The following is an 18,688-nucleotide window of genomic DNA, read 5'->3' as shown; positions in this document are numbered from 1 at the left end:
CTGGTGGGTGCGGACCGGTGGTCCGCACTGCATTTCAGACTTCCGGATACCTGACCGAAGAGCAGCCGAGCGTGGGCTCGGCTCTACAGGGTGGCATCCGCGGGCGCCACCCAGCATGGCAGTGCTCTACAGAGGCATGCCATTACCGGTTGTCGGCTCCGGGCCAATCAACCACTCCGGCAACCACGGTGCGGGTGCGCGCTTTGGATACTCCGCCATCATCCGCGCGTGCATGATCTGCAGATCGTTCAACAGCCACACCTGGTGAAAGATGTCACTGAACGAATCCGACCAGCCGCTCTTCACCCGTTGGCGATCGACGCTCGTGAGACCGGGCACCAGATCACGCGGGCCATCCAGAATGGGCTGCAACGCCCTGTTGATGCCCGCGTTCTCCGTCGCGGCCCCACGCAGCTGGCTGATGTGCGCCTGCACCCGTGTGCATTGATACGGCACGCAGCCCGCGGTCGCCTCGATGTAATCGGCGATATCCGCCAGCAGGTTCGCCTTCAGCCGCCATGCTACCTCGCCATCCAGCACCTGCCGCACCTGCATTGTTCTCCGCGTACTGGCGCGGATATCCTCTGCCGTGGTGAATGGCTGGCCCGGCGTGCTGCCACCGTGACGCACCAGAACAATGCGGTGGATCGCCTCGTTGGTGATGCCCTCCACCCGTAGCGCCGCTACCTGCGGATGCATGCGCGGAAGCGGCACATTGGTGAACCGCCAGTAGTACCAGAGCAACGCCACTACCCCCAGGAAGCACAGCACACAGGCCAGCATCCAGACGTCCAGATGGCGAGTGTAGTAGTAGTACCGTGCCCGCCAAACGTAGAACGTGCGGTAGCTGACGAATCGACTCACCCATCGGTACATTGCCATCTCCTCGGCAAGGCCCCCGGCGCGGCGGGGTTCATTACGCGCGTCACGCCGGGGCTGCATGGCTTACCAGCCGATGCCCACACCCACGCCCATGCTGCGTTCACCACTGTTGGTGAAGGCACCATTGAGGCTGAAGGTGGCCGAGCCCTTGTCGTTCAACACGCGCTGGTAACCCACGGCCATGGCCGATTCACCCTCGCTGTAGCCCACGCCCGCGCCGAGGCGGTTGTAGGTGGCCAGGCCGGCGGTGTTCATCGCCATCGCACTCTGCGCACTGCTCATCGCCGCCATGCGGTTGAAGCGCTTGTCCATCTTGTCCAGGCGGCGGTCGACCTCGCGCGAGACGCCATCGCTGTACTCGTTGGCACGGGCCAGCATCTTTTCCAGCTCGGCGGTGTCCACCTGCGGCTTGGGCGACTCGGGCTTGGGCGACTCGGGCTTGGGCGTATCGGCCTGCGGCTGCGGCGCGGACTTCGGCGTGTTGCCGTTGTCTGCCAGCGCCTTGTCCCCGGCGCTTGCCGGCGGCGTCGGCGCCGACGGCTCATCGCCAGCAACGGTGGCCAGGGCGCGGGACTGCGGCTGGCCGTCAATGCGATGCTCCAGCCCATCCATGCGGCCGTTCAGCTGCTGCTGCATGGAGTGCAGCTGGCCACCATTGACCGCATCGCGGCTGCCGGCGGCGACGACGCCGTTGGCGACGTTGGAGAGCACCATGCCGTTGGCACCGGCGAAGGTGAGCTGGTTGAGGCCGTCGTTGCGGACGGTGGGGCTGTTCTGGAAGACGGCGTTGAGCTGGGATTCAACGCGGTCGACGCGGTTGCCGCTGGTGACGACGGCGGAGTCGAGGGAGGACAGGGCTTCGTTGAGGGTGGACTGCTGCCCGCCCTGGATGTTGAAGGTGGGATGGATGATATTGCCATTGGCGTCGATATCGCCGCCGAGTGTGGAAAGGGCGCCGCGGAGCTGACCGACGGTGGCGGCATCGGTGGCGTTGCGGCCGTTGGCTACGTTTACGATGCGGCGTTGGAATTCGGACGCTCCAACAGAGACAACATATGACTCAGTTGCAACCGAGTCGTGCCCCAGTGCGATTGAATACTCTAGGTCGGCCACGACACGAGAGGCAGTGCCTATAGCCATCGACTTCCTACTGAACACATTGGCCCCTGTGCCAACCGCAAAGCCGTCGTCGGCGACTTCCGCCACATAGGCTGATGCGCCCAACGCAATACTCCGAGCGGCGAGTGCTCTTGAGAAATATCCAATAGCCGTCGCACCATTCTTGCCGCGTGCACCTGCTTCAGCAGACTCACCAATGGCAACTCCGAACAACTCAGCCTTAGATCTCTCACTGAGCTCATCCACCCCGACGCTCACGAACTGACTCTGGCGTTCGACCTCAGATAGACGGCCACCTACCTCAAACAACTGTCGCCCACTGACCACATCTCGACTATCCGCAGAGACCACCCCATCAGCAACACCCGTCAACCGCGCGCCGCCATAGTCGATCACGTTGCCCTGCTCCGCCGCCATCAGCCCGCGCGACAGCAGCCCATCACGCTCACCGCGCAGGTCATTCAGATCATTGCGGTTGCGGTCGATCTCCTGCTTTGCCTCAAACAGCTGGCTACCGGTCACAGCGTCACGGCTGCCTGCGGCAATGCGGCCATCAGCCAGATTGGTCAGCACCGAACCGTTGGCGCCTGCCAGCACCAGCTGATTCAGGCCATCAGCACGCACCGATGGGCCATCCTGGAATGCGGAGCGCAACTTGCCTTCAAGGTTGTCTACGCGGCTGTCCGCAGTGACCACGGCGCTGTCGAGTGCGGCCAGGGCATCGCCAACGTTGTTCTGAGTGCCGCCTTGGACGTCGTAGGTTGGAGCAATAATCCCACCATTGCCATCAACAGATGCCCCACCACCAAGCAGGGCAACCACCTCACTGACTTGGGCAACCGTGGCGCCTTCGTTTGCGCTTCGTCCTCGATCAACGTTAATGATTCGCCGCCGGTAGGTCGAGTTCCCGATAGATACAACATCGGGCTCATTAGCTTCTGAGTATGAACCGAGTGCAACTGAGCCTTGACCGGCAGCGCCCACGACCGCATATGCACCTATTGCAGCACCAAACTCAGCACTCACCTCAGTACCTGCCCCGAGAGCGAAGCCAAGCATTGCAGATTCTCGAACCAATGCGCCTCTGCCCAAGGCTACAGAGTTCGCAGCCATTGCGCTTGAGAATGCACCAACCGCAGTCCCCCCCTCACTACTGAGGGAAGCCTGTGCACCATTGCCGATAGCAACACCCGCGTCTCCTGCTTGGGCAGCTTCTGCGCCCGTCTCTCTGCCCAGAGCAATCAGTCGAGCATCGGACTCAAGACCGCTAATCCGAGAGTTCGTAACGAAGAGCTGCCCGCCGTTCACCGCATCAGTACTCGCTGCTGAACTGATGTCACCCGCAGCCACACCACGCAGCTTCCCTCCAGCAAAATCCACACTCCCATCGGCAGCAAACTTCACCACGCCATCCAGGTCCGGATCGAAGTCCTCAAACTCAGAGCGCAACGCATCCAGATCGCGACGATTGTCGGCAATGCGGCCAGACTGCGCCGCAAGATCACTGGTGTGGCCTGCAAGTACACCCTCATTCGCCTGGACCTTCCCATTGGTGGCGAACAACTGCTTGCCGGTCACGGCTTCGGTGCTGGCTGCGTCGACTGCACCGTCTTTCACGTTGACTATCTTTCTCTGCAGATTGAGGCTCGCATTGCCCACTGAAACTTGGTCGCTGCTCGTGGTGGCCGATTGCCGACCCAGCGCGACTGAGCGGTAGTGGCCTGCCTCGGCGCGGTCACCCAAAGCCACTGCGCTTTCCGCCGTTGCCTTGGAAAGATTACCGACGGCAGTCGAGTAGGAACCCGAGGCAGCGGACTCACGGCCCAGCGCTGTTGCTTGGCCAGTGCTTGCCTGTGCTCCATAGCCCAGTGCAGTGGACAGCAGCCCGGTAGCCTTTGCCTGCGCACCCACTGCAACGGATTGCCTGCCCACCGCCTGTGCACCATTGCCAGCTGCCGTGGCGGACTCGCCACTGCGGGTACCACCGCCGAGGGCGACACTTCCATGACCGGCATCGAGCTTGTTGCCCGCCGCGTCCACGCCGGACCTTGCGTCGTTACCCAGGGCAACAGAGCGGTTGTTGAACGCCTTGCTGGCCTGCCCGACTGCCGTGCCCGCATTGGCGCCCGCGCCTTCTGCTACCGCGCCATTGCCCAGCGCTGGCGCTTGTGCGTCCAAGCGGGCGGTAGCGGCAGCGAGTTGATTATTTGTGGCAAACAACTGCCGGCCTGAGACCGCAGCCGTGCTCTGCTCACTTAGCTCGGCGTCGTGTAGCCCGGTGATGGAGCGGCGCCCTCCCGTCTTATTGCGAACTGAAATCTCGCTGCCGGTGTTTCCCGCACCGATCTGCATCCCGCCCGTGGGTCCACCACTGATCAACAGACCAAGTGAGCTGGCCTTGTTCAGACCCTGCTCTGCGGTTGCCTTCGCGGCAGTGGCCGTAGACTGCACGGTGCCAAGCGTGTTGTTGGTGGCGAACAGCTGCTGCCCGGTAACCGCATCGTTGCTGGTGGCACTCAACGTGCCATTTCGCACGCCATTGACGTATCGCAGATCGCCGTTTTTGTTGCTGACAGTGAGAGCGCTGCCTGTGTTCTCGCCGCCGATGCGGATGCCGCTTGCCGCAGACGTCTGCGTCACAAGCATGGTGTTAGCCAATGCCTGGTCCGCAGTGGACTTGGCACCATTGGCAACTCGCTGCGCGGCTGCGGCATCGTTGATGCCCCGTTGCGCCAGATCACGCGCACTGCTCAACTGCCGCCCGTTCACCGCATCGGTGCTGGTGCCGTTGATGGCGCCATCCTTCACGTTGACGATTCTCCGTTCCTTGCCAGCGGAGCCAACAGAAACGGTATTGGATTCCGTAGCGATGGACTCTCTACCCAGCGCCACCGACATGGTGGCGCTTGCCTTCGCTTCGTAGCCGATTGCAACGCTGTCATACTCGGCACGCGCGGAGCCCCCCAGCGCTATCGCACCGCTCCAGCCTCCTGTACCTGCATACGCATCACCACCGATGGCGATCTTTGAAATGCCCGCACCACTGTCCGTCTGCGAGCCACTGCCAACAGCGATCGAGTTCCGGGTATGAGCCTTGGCATTGTTACCCAACGCAGTTGTACCGATGCCATTGGCCACTGCCGCTGCGCCAACACCAGTTGCATACCCTCCACCGGTAATCTGTACGCCGTGGCCTATTGCTGTGTTGTTGTCACCACGACTAACGATTAAATTCCCATATGCCACCGACTGGCTGCCGGACAGCCACGAGCGTGAACCTAGAATCAGCAGATGGTTACCAATAATGGTGGAGTCGCGATAGTTGTCATCACTCGTCAGCGCAAATTGGGTGTAGACCTTGCTTAGCGTACCTATGGATGATGGCTCCATGGATGAGACAGACAGGCTGCGCGCCCCAAATGCGGCCTGCATCGCCCACAGCAGTCGACTGTCTTCAATGGCCAGCGCTTCGTCCTCAATTGGCTCAGCAGCCAATGCTGCAGATGAAGCTGTCAGCAGGCCCACGGCAAGCAGGCCCGCGCCAACTGTCTGGCTTGCCTTGCCACGCGGTGCGGTCAATTCACTGGCCACTACCCAGCACTGGCGGGCAGTGGACCAGAGGCGACGATAGATCTTGTTCATCAGGTGTCTCCTTAACAGGGAATACAGAAAAAACCCGCCCGCGCCCAGCGCGTGGCGGGGTGTGGGGATCAGGGCGTGAGGGTCTGCACGTGCTCGCGGTAGCCATCGCGGGTGAGCCGGTAGCGCAGCTGCACGGTGTGCCCGGCTTCAACGGCAAACGGAAGCTCCAGCGTGCTGCCCGGGTATAGACTCTTTGAAACGTCATGCGCAGAGCAGCGGCTGCCCACGCAATCGGCAATGCTGGTGATGCCCAGGCGCAGCGTGCCGTCATTGCGCAGGCTGTTGCCCTGCACACGTGGCAGCACCGTGCCGTCGTGCGGCAGCACGTTCACCAGCGCGCCCCAGACCAGGTTCACGCCGACCTTTGCCTCGGCCTGTTCCTTCGATTCCGCGGACGATGCCTCCGGTCCAGCAACGCCTTCGAAGTACACGCGGTAGGCCGTTTCGCGCTCGACCGGCTGCAGAGGAATGACACGGATAAGACGGTTGCCGCCACCGGACAACGCAAACTTGCCGGGCGTTACGGCGATGGCCGCGTCACCGGGCTCAACCTCCACCTCGGATTCCTCAGGGCCGGCGGGATCGACGATGCGGCGCAGCGAGGCCTGGATGTACTGCGGCTGAGTGGACTGCGAATAGACGCGGATCTGCGAACCACGCTTGGCATCCACCGAGGTGCGCATGGGATGCACGGTGAGGTTGGCCTGGGCTGGCACCGCCAGCAGCAGGCAGAGGGGCAGTAGACAGTAAGAAAGACGTTTCATGGACACTCCTGGTGGGATCAGGGCACACCGGTGGGGACGCGCAGTTCGACCTTGAGGTCGCCGCGGTAATAGCCCGCCTGTTTCTCGGCAATGGGGACGCGCGGCATTTCCAGCCGCAGCGGTGTATCCACGCAGAACACTGGCTGGCTCATGCCGGGCAGCACCACCAGCTTCAACTTGGAGGTATCGATGCCGGTAAGTTGTTCTTCCACGCCGTTGCGCATGGGCAATGGCGCGCCGTTGTAGTCGAGGGTGACGTTGTAATCGAGGCGCTCGCTGTCGCCGGTGCCGCCGCTGTCGCGATGCCATGCGGAGAAGCCGCTGGGGCCTGGTGCACGCCCACCAGAGTCGCGGACAGTTACGCCGAGGTACGGCGCCTGCGAGCCAAGTCCGTCATACAGGCACATGTCCACGGTCGTTCCGCCACCCACGGTCTGGGTGATGGGGTCGTAACGGAGGTTCATGCCGACGTGCGGCGAGATTTCGTCGAAGTGCGGGAAGTAGATAGCTACTGCGTCGCGGTCGGTGATGGTGAAGTCGAAGTCGAAACTGTGATCTGTGAGCTCCGCGCCACCTACCGTTCCGTGCAGCTTAAGTAGCAACCTCGCCTTCCATTTTCCTGCGACCAGCCGGAGAAGATCGTGTTGCAGCAGACTTAGATGCACACCAATCCCCGCCGACTCGCTTCGACCACAGATTGCTCGGTTGGCTGCCCAGAGCGGTCGTATCCCTCGATCCCAGAAGTCCAACCAGCAGACATTCTCATTCATTGGCCGTTGGTGACTACCAAGCAGTCTTACGTCTGTTTGCATGCCTGATCGAACTTCGGTGAACTGCAGATGTATCTCTCCGTCGCCGCTAGAGCCAGCTTCAAGCCCAGTTGTAGGGCAGCGGCCTTGGCTTGTATCTGTTTCGGAGGTACACACAAGATGTGCTTTTCCATATAGAGAGGTATTCGCGCTCGCATAAGCAAGAAGGGTTCGCGGCGCCCAAAGCTCCACATCCCCCGGCATCGCCGAGCGATCCCAACTCATCACAATGTCTCGATGCTCACTCACCGGATGCGTCTCCGGCGGCCGCTGCGCAAACGCCCGCGGCGCCATCACCACCAACGCCGTGCTCAACATCACCCACATCAATCCACGCAGCGCGCGCTTCATGGCGTACCTCCTGCGGCAGCGGTCTGCTGCGTGCCTGCAATCAATGCCTGTTCCTGCAGCAGCCGGGTCACCCGTGCCTGCTGGCGGATGTCAGCCGGCAGCTGGGCGACGGCCAGCGGCTCGCAGTGCACCGCACCCACCAGCATCACCACGTTGCGGCGCTCGCGCACCTGCAACGGGCACTGCAGCAGGCGGTCGTCCTGCAGCAGGTACAAGGTGCGTTCGCGGCGCGGGAAGTCGGCCACGAAGCCACCATTGCTGCCGGTACCCGGCACGGGCGCATTGAGGATGCGGGCGCCGCCCAGCGGCACGCCGGCCACGTCGCGTGCGTTGCCGATAAAGGTGTAGGTCACCTCGATCGGCACCGGCATGCGCATCAGGCGGCCGGGTGCAAGGAACATCGGGCGCGCGCCACCCACACCGGTCACGCGGATGGCGGCATCACTGTCCAGTGCGCTGGCGTCCTGCACTTCGGCGCGGTTCTGCTGGTAGGCCGGCAGCGGCATCAGGCGGCGCTCGCCCAGGGCCAGGCGCTGGCGGCGCTGGCCACCCACCTGCAGTTCGGCGGCCACACCCGTCAGTTCCAGATCGTCGGTGCCATCGACCTGCACGGCCAGCCCGGCGTCGGCCCCCAGGCCACCGCCCCAGTACAGGCCGCGGCGGCCCAGCGCCAGCCCGGAACTGTGCGTGGCACTGTAGGTCAGTTCGCTGCCACCGCGCTGCTGGAAGGTCGCCACGCTGGCACCGGTGTGGCCGTACTTGTTCTGGGTCTGCGCGCCCAGCGATGCGCTATAGCGATCACTGTTGTTGCCGCGCAGTTCAAAGGTGGCATCGCGGTACTGCGCATCCACTTCCTGGCGCATGGTCTGCCCGGCGCTGTAGTTCACATCCGGGCGGGCATGCTGCGGCTGGCGCACATCCACGGCATAGCGTCGCTGCGTGCTGCCGATATCGCGGCGCTGCAGGCGGGTCAGGCTGAGGTTGATGAAGATGCCGCGGTCGCGGCTGTCGCGCAGGCTGCTCTGCGTGCCCTGCTGCCAGACGCCCACGCGCGTGGACACGCTGAATTCCTGCCAGCGCTGCACGCGGCTGTAGCTGGCCTGCCAGGTGCGGGTGAGGTTGGGTTCGCGGCTGTAGCGCGGTTCCCACGGCAGCAGCGGGTCGAGCGCGGCCATCGGGTCGTCGGGATCGTTGTTGAGCACGGTGCCGCGGCTCCAGGTCTGTCGGCGGGTGAAAGCCAGGTAGGCGCTGCCACCGGCCACCGGCAGCGACATCGAGGCGCTGAGCGAATCGGCGCAGGCTAGGCGGTCGCGGGTATCGTTTTCAAACTGGCAGGCGCGGCCGCGCAGACGCTGCTGGTAGAGGTTCCAGGAGGCCTTGCGGCGGTAGGAGAGCTGGTGCTGCTGGCCGTTGCTGCCATCGCTGCCGCGCATGCCGCTGAAGCTGGCGCGCACGTCCTGGGTTTTGAACATGTGGCGCAGGTCAACGCGCAGCTCGCCGTAGCTGAAGCCGCCCAGGTCGGCCACGCCGGCGGTGAGCGCTGCATCGCGCCCCATCGGCACGCGCAGGCCGGCCATCGCGGCCGCTTCGCCATCGAACCGATCGCTGCGGCGCTCGTTGCGGCGGCCACCCTGCATGAACCACTGCACGCTGCTGTTGGCCCAGTCACCGCCCTTGTCGAACGGGGCTTCTTCGCTGCGCACCAGCACGCCGTCTTCGCAGATGCGCAGGGTGACGCTGTAGCTGCCGAACGGGAAACGCCGCGTATCCAGATCGTTGATGCCGGCCTGCAGGTAGAAGGTCTGCAGCAGGCGCTCGCCATCGAAGGCATCCACACGCGCATCGCGGGCCAGCAGCACGGTCAGCGGCGTGGTCTGTATGGCCGCTTCGGTATCGACATAGGCCTGGGTGGTGCCGATGCGCAGGCCGGCAAAGCGGTCCATCGGCAGCATGCTGAAACTGAAGGTGCCACCCTGCGGGCTGGACAGGTTGCGGCGGTCCATGCGCCCGGCCTGCAGGTAATGCTGCGGGCCGAGGTCATGGCGGTAATAGGCATTGTCGAACTGGAAATCGTGGCGTCGATGGCCACCGCGGTACTGCTGGCTGTTGAAGTTCCAATCGACCGACACATGGCCGCGCTGGAACAGGCCCAGCACGCCGGCGCCCTGCGCGGTCAGCGCCTGGTAGCCACGGCCGCCGCTGACGTTGAGCGTCTGCTGGTGCAGAAAGGCATTTTCGGCATTGCTGCTGATCTGGTGGAAGCGCTCGACCGCAGGCTCGGCGGTGATCCATTGCTTGGCCACGAACAGGCGCACGGCGCCCTCGCCTTCGTCGTACAGCGCGCGCACGGTGTTGGGGTCTTCCGGCGGATCGAGGTAGCCGCAGCCAGCCTCGGCGCCGCCGAAGCGGCAGGCCAGATGGCTGTTGCGCGGCATCGGCTGCGACAGCGCGGGAAGCAGTGCGGCCTGTGCTTCAGGCGATAGATCAAGCGCCTGCAGCACGCGCGCGGGGTCTTCCAGCTGCACGTGTTCCAGGGTGACCCGCACCGGCGACAGCCCGGCGCTGCGGCCGAACAGGCGGATGTCGAGTTGTTCGATCTGGCCTTCGACCAGATCCTCGAAACCAACGGGAACGCCGCGAGCCGCGACCAGCGGCGTGGCCAACGACAAGGCGAGCGCGACCGCCAGCCGGGTGACGGCGGGTGCGGAAGCTTTCATGGGTGGGGTGCCTGGAGCGGCCGGCCCGGTGATTGGGCCGGCGCGGGGTGTTTCAGCGCGTAGTGTTACGGGGTGCCGGCGGCCTGGTTCATCACTAGGCGCACGATACCTACATACTTGCCAGCATCTGCAATCGCGGTGGTGTTGCCCTGAGCAATACGCAGGGCCATGGGAATGGAACGGCCGGGCAGCGAACCGTCGAAGAGGGCATTCGCGTCATAAGTGCGGACGGTGGTGGTCACCGCCAGGCCGTTCAGCGACACTGCCAGCGGGATCGCGGTACCACCGCCGGTATCACGCTGCAGAGTAGGGTCGAAGCCCAGGCGGACTTCGATGTCCTTGTCCGTGTCGTTGCTATGGATGCGCACCGGCACGCTCCACGGAATCAGAAGACCTGTTGCGGCGTCGTGGGACAGCTTCACGGAGTCATCCAGCGCGGTACCGTCGGCTTTCATGAGCGAGAGCGTCGGGTCAACGTCAGCCCAGACGGAGATATCGACTTCCGCGGCATGCGCGGACAGCGAAGCGGTGGCCAGCGCTGCAACCAGCGCGGCCTTCTTCAGAAGGGTATTCATCGGTGTTGTCTCTCTCGGACAATGAAAAGAAAAGGGCTCCCCTCCCGGAGGAAGGAGGGTGGGAGGGGAGCATCGCCACGCCCGCCGTAGGTGGGGGGGGTGACGGGGAGAATGGTAGGAATTCTCTGGCTTCCGAATCTATTCAACGATTCCTAAATGCGGGCCTGTTAAGCGCGACTTTTGAAAGCGATCAAATATTTCGAGAGATACAACTTTCCTTAATCAAGAATGCAATTAAATGCATTGCAGACCGAATGGTGGAGCGACGACGCTGGTCAATTGCGACGTTCAAAGCGCACCGCGCGTACTGCAGTAGAGCCAAGCCACGCGTGGATGCTCTTCGCAGATACCCAAAGCGCGCAGCAAAGCATCCACGCATGGCGTGGCTCTACTGTCGGGCGGCGTCATGCCCCGCCGCCGGACATTCCCCCAAAAACATCAGGCCGCCTTTCGGCGGCCTGATGCGTGCTCGTTCAACGTCGCGATATCAGAAGAAGATCGCGTACAGGATCAACAGCGGAATCGGTACGCCCAGCAACCAGAGCAGAATCATTTTCATGGCAGATCTCCTTTCATGGAATGTGGGTTACAGGTCGCGGCGGCGGCCGCCCCAGGTGGCGCTGAGGCTGGCGAAGAACGCGCCGATCAGCAGGGTGATGAACAGCCACAGTGCGGCATAGGCAGTGGCCTTGCGGGCGTCGTCAGCCGCCTGCTTGGCCGTGTTCTTGGCCTTCTCCAGCGCGGCACGCATGCGGGTCTGCACGTCGGTCACGCGGGCCTGGGCTTCAGCCGGGCTCATGCCGGTTTCGCGGGCGATCAGGCTGGCCAGGTACTGGGTGTCGGCCGGGTCCAGGCCATCGCCCTGCAGGCTGTTGACGATGATGCGGTTCACCTCGGCACGAACTTCCCGACGGTCACCCATCGGGCCGTTGCCCGGCATCGGGCGCGGCGGCGGGCTCATGCGGGCGTCACGCGGACCGGCAGTTGCGGCCACCGGCGGCGGTGCAGCGGGGTCCATCGGCGCATTGCCCGGGGCGGCGCCCGGGGCAGGCGGCGCAGCGGCGGCGTCCGGGCCCGGAGTGGTTGCATTGCGGAACAGCGAATCCACCCAATAGTTGAGGTCGCCTTCCGGCGCACCCGCAGTCGCCGCACCGGCACCAGCGGCAGCAACGCCTGCAGTGGACGCTGCAGCACCCGCAGTGGCACCTGCAACCTTGGCGCCAGCACCCAGCACGCCGCCGATGGCCGAGGTCAGCAGACCAGCGGTAAGCAGGGTGGCGACGGCCCACGACACGAAGCCGTGTGCGGTATCGCGGAAGTAGGTCTCGTCACCGTGCAGCTGAGTCCACTTGGTGCGCAGACGGCCGGCGATGTAGCCGCCCAGGCCGGAGGCGGCCAGCGCGGTGAAGGTCAGCCAGGCCACGCTTGACCAGCCGAAGGTTTCCTTGCTGACGCCCTCGAATGACCACGGCGAGACCGAGGACAGGCCGAGGCCGACGCCGAGGATCAACAGGACCAGCGAGAGTGCGGCGGCCGCGGCGGCACCGGCGAAGATCGCCCCCCAGGACACGGCGCTTTCGCTGGGTGGCGCGACGATGGGGGCGGTGACGACAGTGGCGACGTCAGGGCCGAGCGGGCCGCGCTCGGGTGGATCGAATCGGGTACTCATGGGGTGGACGCTCCGTATCAACGGCTGCGGGTGCAGCGTGCATGCTGAGGCTGCGCGAGCGGTTGTGAAACTGATGAGACCCTTGAATCACGCGGTCTTGGCGCGAGCACATGGATCGGCGTCAGTAGATCCACGCCATGCGTGGATGGTTTTGCGCAAATACCGAAATCGTGCGGACCAACGGTCCGCACCTACCAGGTCTGCTACAAAAAAAACGCCCCGCGATGCGGGGCGTTCTTCTCACGACTTACCGCAGGCGATCAGCCCTGGTAGTCGCGCACGTCGGCGCCGGTGTAGACCTGGCGCGGACGGCCGATCTTCATTTCCGGGTCGACCTGCTGTTCCAGCCAATGCGACACCCAGCCGGAGGTACGGCCCAGGGCGAACATGACGGTGAACATTTCGGTCGGGATCTGCAGCGCCTTGTAGATGATGCCGCTGTAGAAATCGACGTTCGGGTACAGCTTGCGGGCGACGAAGTACTCGTCCTGCAGCGCGGCCTGTTCCAGCTTCACGGCCACGTCCAGCAGCGGATCCTGCACGCCCAGCTGCTTGAGCACCTTGCTGGTCATCTCGCCGATGACCTTGGCGCGCGGGTCGAAGTTCTTGTAGACGCGGTGGCCGAAGCCCATCAGGCGGAAGCCGGAGGTCTTGTCCTTGGCCTTGACCACGGCGGACTCGACGTTGTCGGCAGTGCCGATCTCTTCCAGCATCTTCAGCACGGCTTCGTTGGCACCACCGTGGGCCGGACCCCACAGCGCGGTAACGCCCGCGGCGACCGACGCGTACGGGTTGGCACCGGTCGAGCCGACCAGGCGCACGGTCGAGGTCGAGGCGTTCTGCTCGTGGTCGGCGTGCAGGATGAACAGCAGGTCCAGCGCCTTGACCACGTCCGGGTTCAGATCGTACTGGCCGTCAGCCGACTCGAAGGTCTGCTTCAGGAAGCGGCTGACGTAGTCCAGCGAGGTGTCCGGCTTGTTGGCCGGCAGGCCCTTGCCGTGGCGGTAGATCAGCGCCGACAGGGTCGGCACCTTGGCGATCAGGCGCACGGCGGCCTGGCGGCGCTGTTCGGCGTCGGACAGGTCCAGCGAGTCGTGGTAGATGGCCGACAGCTGCGCGATGGCTGCTGCGAGGATGGCCATCGGGTGGGCATCCTTGGCGAAGCTGCCGATCAGGGTGTTGATCGAATCGTCGACGTTGGCTTCGGCAGCCAGCTCATCGGTGAAGGCCTTCAGCTGCTCGGCGCTCGGGCGCTCGCCGTTGATCAGCAGGTAGGCCACTTCGACGTAGCTCGACTTTTCCGACAGCTGTTCGATCGGGTAGCCGCGGTACAGCAGCACGCCCTTGTCGCCGTCGATGTAGGTGATGGCGGACTTGCAGCTGGCCGTCGCGGTGAAGCCGGAATCGTAGGTGAAATACCCCGTTTCCTTGGTCAGCTTCGCGATGTCGACGCAGTCGTTGCCAAGGGTGGGTTTGATGACCGGCAGAACGACCGACTTATCGCCGGCGTTGAGCGTGACCTGATCAAGATCGGACACTGTGTGCGCTCCTTCATGGGAAGGCGCCTGCCCAAGCGCATTGGTCAGGCACGTGAATGACGTCCTCGGCCTGTGCCGGGGATCAGGTCATTATCGCACAGCAGCATTTGTCGGGTGCTAGACGGAAGTCGTATACGACAGGCGGCCAGACGCCGGCCGCTGAGCGGCCGGGATCGGCAAAAGCGTTGTCACACGAACGCAGTGTTCCGTCCATCCAAACGCCCGTTGGGTTGGCGTTGGGKAAAAACAAACGGCCGCGCAGAGCGCGGCCGTCGGTTCGAAGCTGGATCGACAGATCAGCGCGCGTAGCGCTTCTGGAACTTGTCGATACGGCCCGAGGTGTCGATGACCTTGTGCTTGCCCGTGTAGAACGGGTGCGAAGCCGAGGAAATTTCAACCTTCACCAGCGGGTAGTCGTTGCCGTCTTCCCACTTGATGGTTTCCTTCGTCGCCATGGTCGAGCGGGTCAGGATCTTGAAATCGGAGGTGACGTCATGGAAGACGACGTCGCGGTAGTTCGGATGGATATCGGCCTTCATGGGCTCACACCGTAAATGGGCTGGTGGTCAAGAGCGGCATTATAAGCACCGGTTGCCGCCCGGGGCAACCGGTGCCGGGCAATTGACTTCAGTCCGCGCCCAGGGCCCGGCGCACCAGGGCCTCGAAACGCTGCTGGTCGTAGGCCATCAGCAGATCGCAGTTGTCCGGCTGGCCGGTCTGGCGGTTCCAGTCGACGATGGTGGCACCCCGGCTGAACGTGCCGTTCAGTTCCACGTTCAGTGGCCGCGATTCGACCTGCAGCTGCCCTTCCGGGTTCAGCGCCCAGGCCATGGCCACCGCATCGGCGGTGTACCAGAGGCCACCCTTGGCGTCTTCGGACAGCGCGCGGGTCTTGCGCGAGATCAGCTCGTAGAAGCGGGCGCGATCGGAATCGGCCTGCAGCCACTGCTCGGCCTGCTCAAGCGGCAGACCGTGGGCGACGGTGGCTTCCCAGTCAGACACCAGCAGGTGCTTGAACGAGGTGAACACCACGTGCGCCGCTTCCGGGTCGAAGGCGATGTTGAATTCGGCCGCCGGGGTGATGTTGCCGTGGCAGGTGACCGCGCCGCCCATCACCACGATGCGCTTGATGCGCTGTGGCAGGGTCGGGTCCAGCTTCAGCGCCAGTGCCAGGTTGGTCAGTGGGCCGAGCATCACCAGCATCAGTTCGCCGGCGTGCTCGTGCGACAGGCGCAGGATGGCCAGCGCGGCGTGCTCGGCTTCGGCCTGGCGGCTGGGCGGCGGCAGGTCCACGTCGCCGTAGCCATCACGGCCATGCACGTGGGCAGCGTCGACGGAGGGATGCAGCAGCGGATCCGGGCTGCCGGCAAACACCGGCACGTCGGTGCGACCGACGATGTCGCAGAGCTTGAGGGCGTTGCGGACGGTGTAGTCGAGGCCGACATTGCCGGCGGCGATGGTCAGGGCGACCACGTCGTGCCGTTCATCGGCGAAGGCCATCAGCAGGGCCAGGGCGTCGTCCACACCGGGGTCGGTGTCGATCAACAGCGGGATCTTGTGGGTCATCGTTGCCGTCTTCAGATCGGCAACGAAGTGTGGACCGGGATGATGACCGTTGCAAGTACGGGGGTTCTGGCAGGGCTGCGCCCTGCACCCGCCGAGACCGGAGCAACGGTAAAGGCAACAGCAACGTCGAAAGCTGGTTTCCTGGGGTATGGCGGGGTGGGTCCGGTCGCGGGAGACGCTGCAAGTACGTCCATGTAAGCTCGGTCGCCGCATCCATGCGGCTCACGCCCCCGCAACCGGCCCCACCCCGCCTTCGACAGTTTCCTGCGGCTGTTGGTGGGTGTCGACCTTGGTCGACATATCCACCAGATGATCGAAAAGGCTGTCTGTAGCGTCGAGCCATGCTCGACGCACGCGCGCAGCGCGAACGGCAGCCGAGCGTGGGCTCGGCTCTACAGGGATCAGGCCGAGGCGTAGCGCACGGCGGTGCCGATCCAGCGCTGTACCACGCGGTCGGCCAGCGCGGGTTGCTGGGCCAGCAGGCGCTCGGCCAGGTCGTGCACGCCGGGCAGCAGGCCGGCGTCGCGGGCCAGGTCGGCGATGCGGAAACCGGCCAGGCCGGTCTGCCGCGTACCCAGCAGTTCGCCGGGGCCGCGCAGCTCCAGATCCTTTTCGGCGATGACGAAGCCATCGTTGGTTTCGCGCATGGTCTGCAATCGCTCGCGCGCCATCTGCGAAAGCGGCGCCTGATACAGCAGCACGCAGCGCGACACCGCCGAACCACGACCGACACGGCCGCGCAGCTGGTGCAATTGGGCCAGGCCAAGGCGCTCGGCATTCTCGATCACCATCAGCGAGGCATTCGGTACGTCCACGCCCACTTCGATCACGGTGGTCGCCACCAGCAGGTCGATCTCGCCGGCCTTGAACGCCACCATCGTCGCCAGCTTTTCCGCCGCCTTCAGGCGGCCATGCACCAGCCCCACGCGCACGCCGGGCAGCAGCGCCTGCAGCGATTCGTAGGTGGCCTGCGCCGGCGTGGCATCCAGTTCTTCGCTTTCCTCGATGAGCGTGCACACCCAGTACACCTGCCGCCCCTCCTGGCAGGCCAGCGCGATGCGCTCGATCAGCTCCGGGCGACGGTCGTTGTTCAATGCGACGGTCTGCACCGGGGTGCGGCCCGGCGGCAGTTCGTCGATGGCCGAGACATCCAGGTCTGCGTACTCGGACATCGCCAGCGTGCGCGGAATCGGTGTTGCGGTCATCACCAGCTGGTGCGGCACGCTGTTGCCGCCTGCGCCCTTGTCGCGCAGCGCCAACCGCTGGTGCACGCCGAAGCGGTGCTGCTCGTCGACGATGGCCAGTGCCAGGTCCTGGAACACCACCGCCTCCTGCATCAGCGCGTGGGTACCGACCACCACCTGCGCTTCGCCAGTGGCGACCTGTTCCATCACCTTGGCGCGCGCCTTGCCGGTGACCTTGCCGGCCAGCCACGCGATGCGCACGCCCAGTGGTTCCAGCCAGCCGCGCAGGTTGTTGAGGTGTTGCTCGGCCAGCAGCTCGGTGGGTGCGGCCAACGCAACCTGCTTGCCCTGCTCCACCGCCAGCATCGCCGCCAGCGCGGCGACCACGGTCTTGCCGGAGCCGACATCGCCCTGCACCAGCCGCAACATCGGGCTGGGCCGTGCAAGGTCCTCGCGGATCTGCTTGAACACGCGCGCCTGTGCGCCGGTCAGCGCAAACGGCAACTGCTTGAGCAGCGCCTTGGCCAGCTTGCCCGGGCCGGCCAGCGGCGGCGCATGGTGCGCCTGCAACGCGATGCGCTGGCGACGCAGGCTGAGGTGGTGGGCCAGCAGTTCTTCCATCGCCAGGCGGCGCTGGGCCGGATGGGTGCCGGCGGCCAGCGCGGCCAGATCGGCATCCGGCGGCGGCCGGTGCACAGTGAGCAGCGCGCTGCGCAGCGACGGCAGGCCGAGGCCATCCAGCCAGCCGCTGGGCAGCAGTTCCAGCGTGCTTTCCTCGGGCAGGCGGTCCAGCGCCTGGCCGATCAGCTTGCGCATCGTCATCGGGCCAACGCCTTCCACGGTGGGATACACCGGGTCGAGGCGGTCGCCGAGTTCGGGATCGTCATTGCGGCCCAGCACCTGGTAGCTGGGGTGGACGATTTCCAGGCCGAGGTGGCCGGGTTTGGGGGTGCCGAAGCAGCGCAGCCGGTTGCCGACCGCGAACTGGCCGACCTGCTGCTGGCGGAAGTGGAAGAAGCGCAGCACCAGGGTGCCCTGCCCCTCATCCTCCACCGCCACTTTCAGCATCGGCCGGTAGCGCATGCCGCGCTCGACCGCGACCACCCGCCCTTCCACCTGCGCTGGTACGCCGTTACGCAGGTCTTCGATGCGGGTCAGCCGGGTCCGGTCTTCATAGCGCAACGGCAGGTGAAGCCAGAGATCCTGCAGGGTGGCCAGTCCACGCGCCTGCAGTTTGGCGGCCACGGCCGGACCGACGCCGGCGAGCATCGCCAGGGATGCTTCGCCGGACGGTGACAGGACCGGGGTGACCGCCGCCTTGCGTGCCACGTGGCGGTCAGTCGATGACCATCACCGCGTCGACCTCGAAGTTGGCGCCCTTCGGCAGGCCGGAGACTTCGATGGTGGAACGGGCCGGGTACGGGGCCTGGAAGTAGTCCTGCATGACCGCATTGACCTTGGCGAACTCGCCCAGGTCGGTCAGGTACAGGCCCAGGCGCACGACCTTGTCCAGCGAGCCACCAGCGGCTTCGGCCACCGCCTTGAGGTTGTCGAAGGCGCGGCGGGCCTGCGCTTCGACGTCACCGGCGCCGACGATATCGCCGGTGGCCGGGTCCAGCGGAATCTGGCCGGAGAAATACACGGTGTTGCCGGCGCGCACGGCCTGCGAGTACGGGCCGATGGCGGCGGGAGCCTTTTCGGTGTTGATGATCTGGCGGGACATGGGTCGCTCCGGTGCGTTGGGGGAAAACAGAGCGGTGATTGTACCGGGTGGGGGTGCATCCACGCATAGCGTGGATCTACCACGCCGCTTCGGTAGTGCCGGCCGCTGGCCGGCAACCTCATGAACGTCGGAAGCACCGCGACATTGCC

At 64.8% G+C, this 18,688-nt stretch carries 12 protein-coding genes; all 12 read right to left on the bottom strand.

Going from position 1 to position 18,688, the window contains the following annotated elements; all coding sequences use genetic code 11:
- Positions 1-126: 126 nt before the first annotated feature.
- The 12 genes from D7Y61_RS19130 to D7Y61_RS19075 all read right to left on the bottom strand — a co-directional run bounded on the left by D7Y61_RS19130 (position 127) and on the right by D7Y61_RS19075 (position 18,539).
- The gene (locus D7Y61_RS19130; protein WP_180868602.1) at positions 127-876 is read right to left on the bottom strand and encodes a hypothetical protein; all 750 of its coding nucleotides are present in this window, start codon (positions 874-876) and stop codon (positions 127-129) included.
- A gap of 69 nt (positions 877-945) precedes the next feature.
- Positions 946-5,643, bottom strand: coding sequence for an ESPR-type extended signal peptide-containing protein (locus tag D7Y61_RS19125; protein WP_180868600.1), 4,698 nt, complete (start codon positions 5,641-5,643; stop codon positions 946-948).
- A 68-nt stretch (positions 5,644-5,711) separates the two neighbouring features.
- A complete protein-coding gene (locus D7Y61_RS19120) occupies positions 5,712-6,407 on the bottom strand; it encodes a pilus assembly protein (RefSeq protein WP_180868598.1) in 696 nt (231 codons plus the stop codon).
- A 17-nt stretch (positions 6,408-6,424) separates the two neighbouring features.
- Positions 6,425-7,567 (bottom strand): CfaE/CblD family pilus tip adhesin, encoded by a 1,143-nt coding sequence (locus D7Y61_RS19115; protein ID WP_180868596.1) that lies wholly within the window; start codon positions 7,565-7,567, stop codon positions 6,425-6,427.
- On the bottom strand, positions 7,564-10,284 hold the full coding sequence (locus D7Y61_RS19110; RefSeq protein WP_180868595.1) for a TcfC E-set like domain-containing protein: 2,721 nt from the start codon (positions 10,282-10,284) through the stop codon (positions 7,564-7,566). Before D7Y61_RS19110 ends, D7Y61_RS19115 begins: the two co-directional genes overlap by 4 nt.
- Before the next feature lie 65 nt (positions 10,285-10,349).
- A complete protein-coding gene (locus D7Y61_RS19105; protein ID WP_180868593.1) occupies positions 10,350-10,859 on the bottom strand; it encodes a CS1 type fimbrial major subunit in 510 nt (169 codons plus the stop codon).
- A 586-nt stretch (positions 10,860-11,445) separates the two neighbouring features.
- On the bottom strand, positions 11,446-12,528 hold the full coding sequence (locus tag D7Y61_RS19100; protein ID WP_180868591.1) for a hypothetical protein: 1,083 nt from the start codon (positions 12,526-12,528) through the stop codon (positions 11,446-11,448).
- A 260-nt stretch (positions 12,529-12,788) separates the two neighbouring features.
- Positions 12,789-14,066 (bottom strand): citrate synthase, encoded by a 1,278-nt coding sequence (locus D7Y61_RS19095; protein ID WP_180868589.1) that lies wholly within the window; start codon positions 14,064-14,066, stop codon positions 12,789-12,791.
- A 296-nt stretch (positions 14,067-14,362) separates the two neighbouring features.
- Positions 14,363-14,605 (bottom strand): type B 50S ribosomal protein L31, encoded by a 243-nt coding sequence (locus tag D7Y61_RS19090; protein WP_010484049.1) that lies wholly within the window; start codon positions 14,603-14,605, stop codon positions 14,363-14,365.
- 88 nt (positions 14,606-14,693) lie between these two features.
- Positions 14,694-15,632, bottom strand: a complete 939-nt coding sequence (locus D7Y61_RS19085) for a nucleoside hydrolase (protein ID WP_180868582.1) — start codon at positions 15,630-15,632, stop codon at positions 14,694-14,696.
- Positions 15,633-16,033: 401 nt separating this feature from the next.
- Positions 16,034-18,145, bottom strand: coding sequence for an ATP-dependent DNA helicase RecG (gene recG, locus D7Y61_RS19080; protein ID WP_180868580.1), 2,112 nt, complete (start codon positions 18,143-18,145; stop codon positions 16,034-16,036).
- Positions 18,146-18,152: 7 nt separating this feature from the next.
- On the bottom strand, positions 18,153-18,539 hold the full coding sequence (locus D7Y61_RS19075; protein WP_005410875.1) for a RidA family protein: 387 nt from the start codon (positions 18,537-18,539) through the stop codon (positions 18,153-18,155).
- Positions 18,540-18,688: the final 149 nt, after the last annotated feature.

The organism is Stenotrophomonas maltophilia (assembly GCF_013464485.1).
Taxonomy (GTDB): domain Bacteria; phylum Pseudomonadota; class Gammaproteobacteria; order Xanthomonadales; family Xanthomonadaceae; genus Stenotrophomonas; species Stenotrophomonas maltophilia_AW.
This window is presented reverse-complemented; position numbering and strand designations above follow the sequence as displayed.

What these genes read in the sequence shown, in the direction of transcription:
- D7Y61_RS19130 (WP_180868602.1), bottom strand. Translation starts at nt 876, where the DNA reads ATGTACCGATGGGTGAGTCGATTCGTCAGCTACCGCACGTTCTACGTT.
- D7Y61_RS19125 (WP_180868600.1), bottom strand. Translation starts at nt 5,643, where the DNA reads ATGAACAAGATCTATCGTCGCCTCTGGTCCACTGCCCGCCAGTGCTGG.
- D7Y61_RS19120 (WP_180868598.1), bottom strand. Translation starts at nt 6,407, where the DNA reads ATGAAACGTCTTTCTTACTGTCTACTGCCCCTCTGCCTGCTGCTGGCG.
- D7Y61_RS19115 (WP_180868596.1), bottom strand. Translation starts at nt 7,567, where the DNA reads ATGAAGCGCGCGCTGCGTGGATTGATGTGGGTGATGTTGAGCACGGCG.
- D7Y61_RS19110 (WP_180868595.1), bottom strand. Translation starts at nt 10,284, where the DNA reads ATGAAAGCTTCCGCACCCGCCGTCACCCGGCTGGCGGTCGCGCTCGCC.
- D7Y61_RS19105 (WP_180868593.1), bottom strand. Translation starts at nt 10,859, where the DNA reads ATGAATACCCTTCTGAAGAAGGCCGCGCTGGTTGCAGCGCTGGCCACC.
- D7Y61_RS19100 (WP_180868591.1), bottom strand. Translation starts at nt 12,528, where the DNA reads ATGAGTACCCGATTCGATCCACCCGAGCGCGGCCCGCTCGGCCCTGAC.
- D7Y61_RS19090 (WP_010484049.1), bottom strand. Translation starts at nt 14,605, where the DNA reads ATGAAGGCCGATATCCATCCGAACTACCGCGACGTCGTCTTCCATGAC.
- D7Y61_RS19085 (WP_180868582.1), bottom strand. Translation starts at nt 15,632, where the DNA reads ATGACCCACAAGATCCCGCTGTTGATCGACACCGACCCCGGTGTGGAC.
- D7Y61_RS19075 (WP_005410875.1), bottom strand. Translation starts at nt 18,539, where the DNA reads ATGTCCCGCCAGATCATCAACACCGAAAAGGCTCCCGCCGCCATCGGC.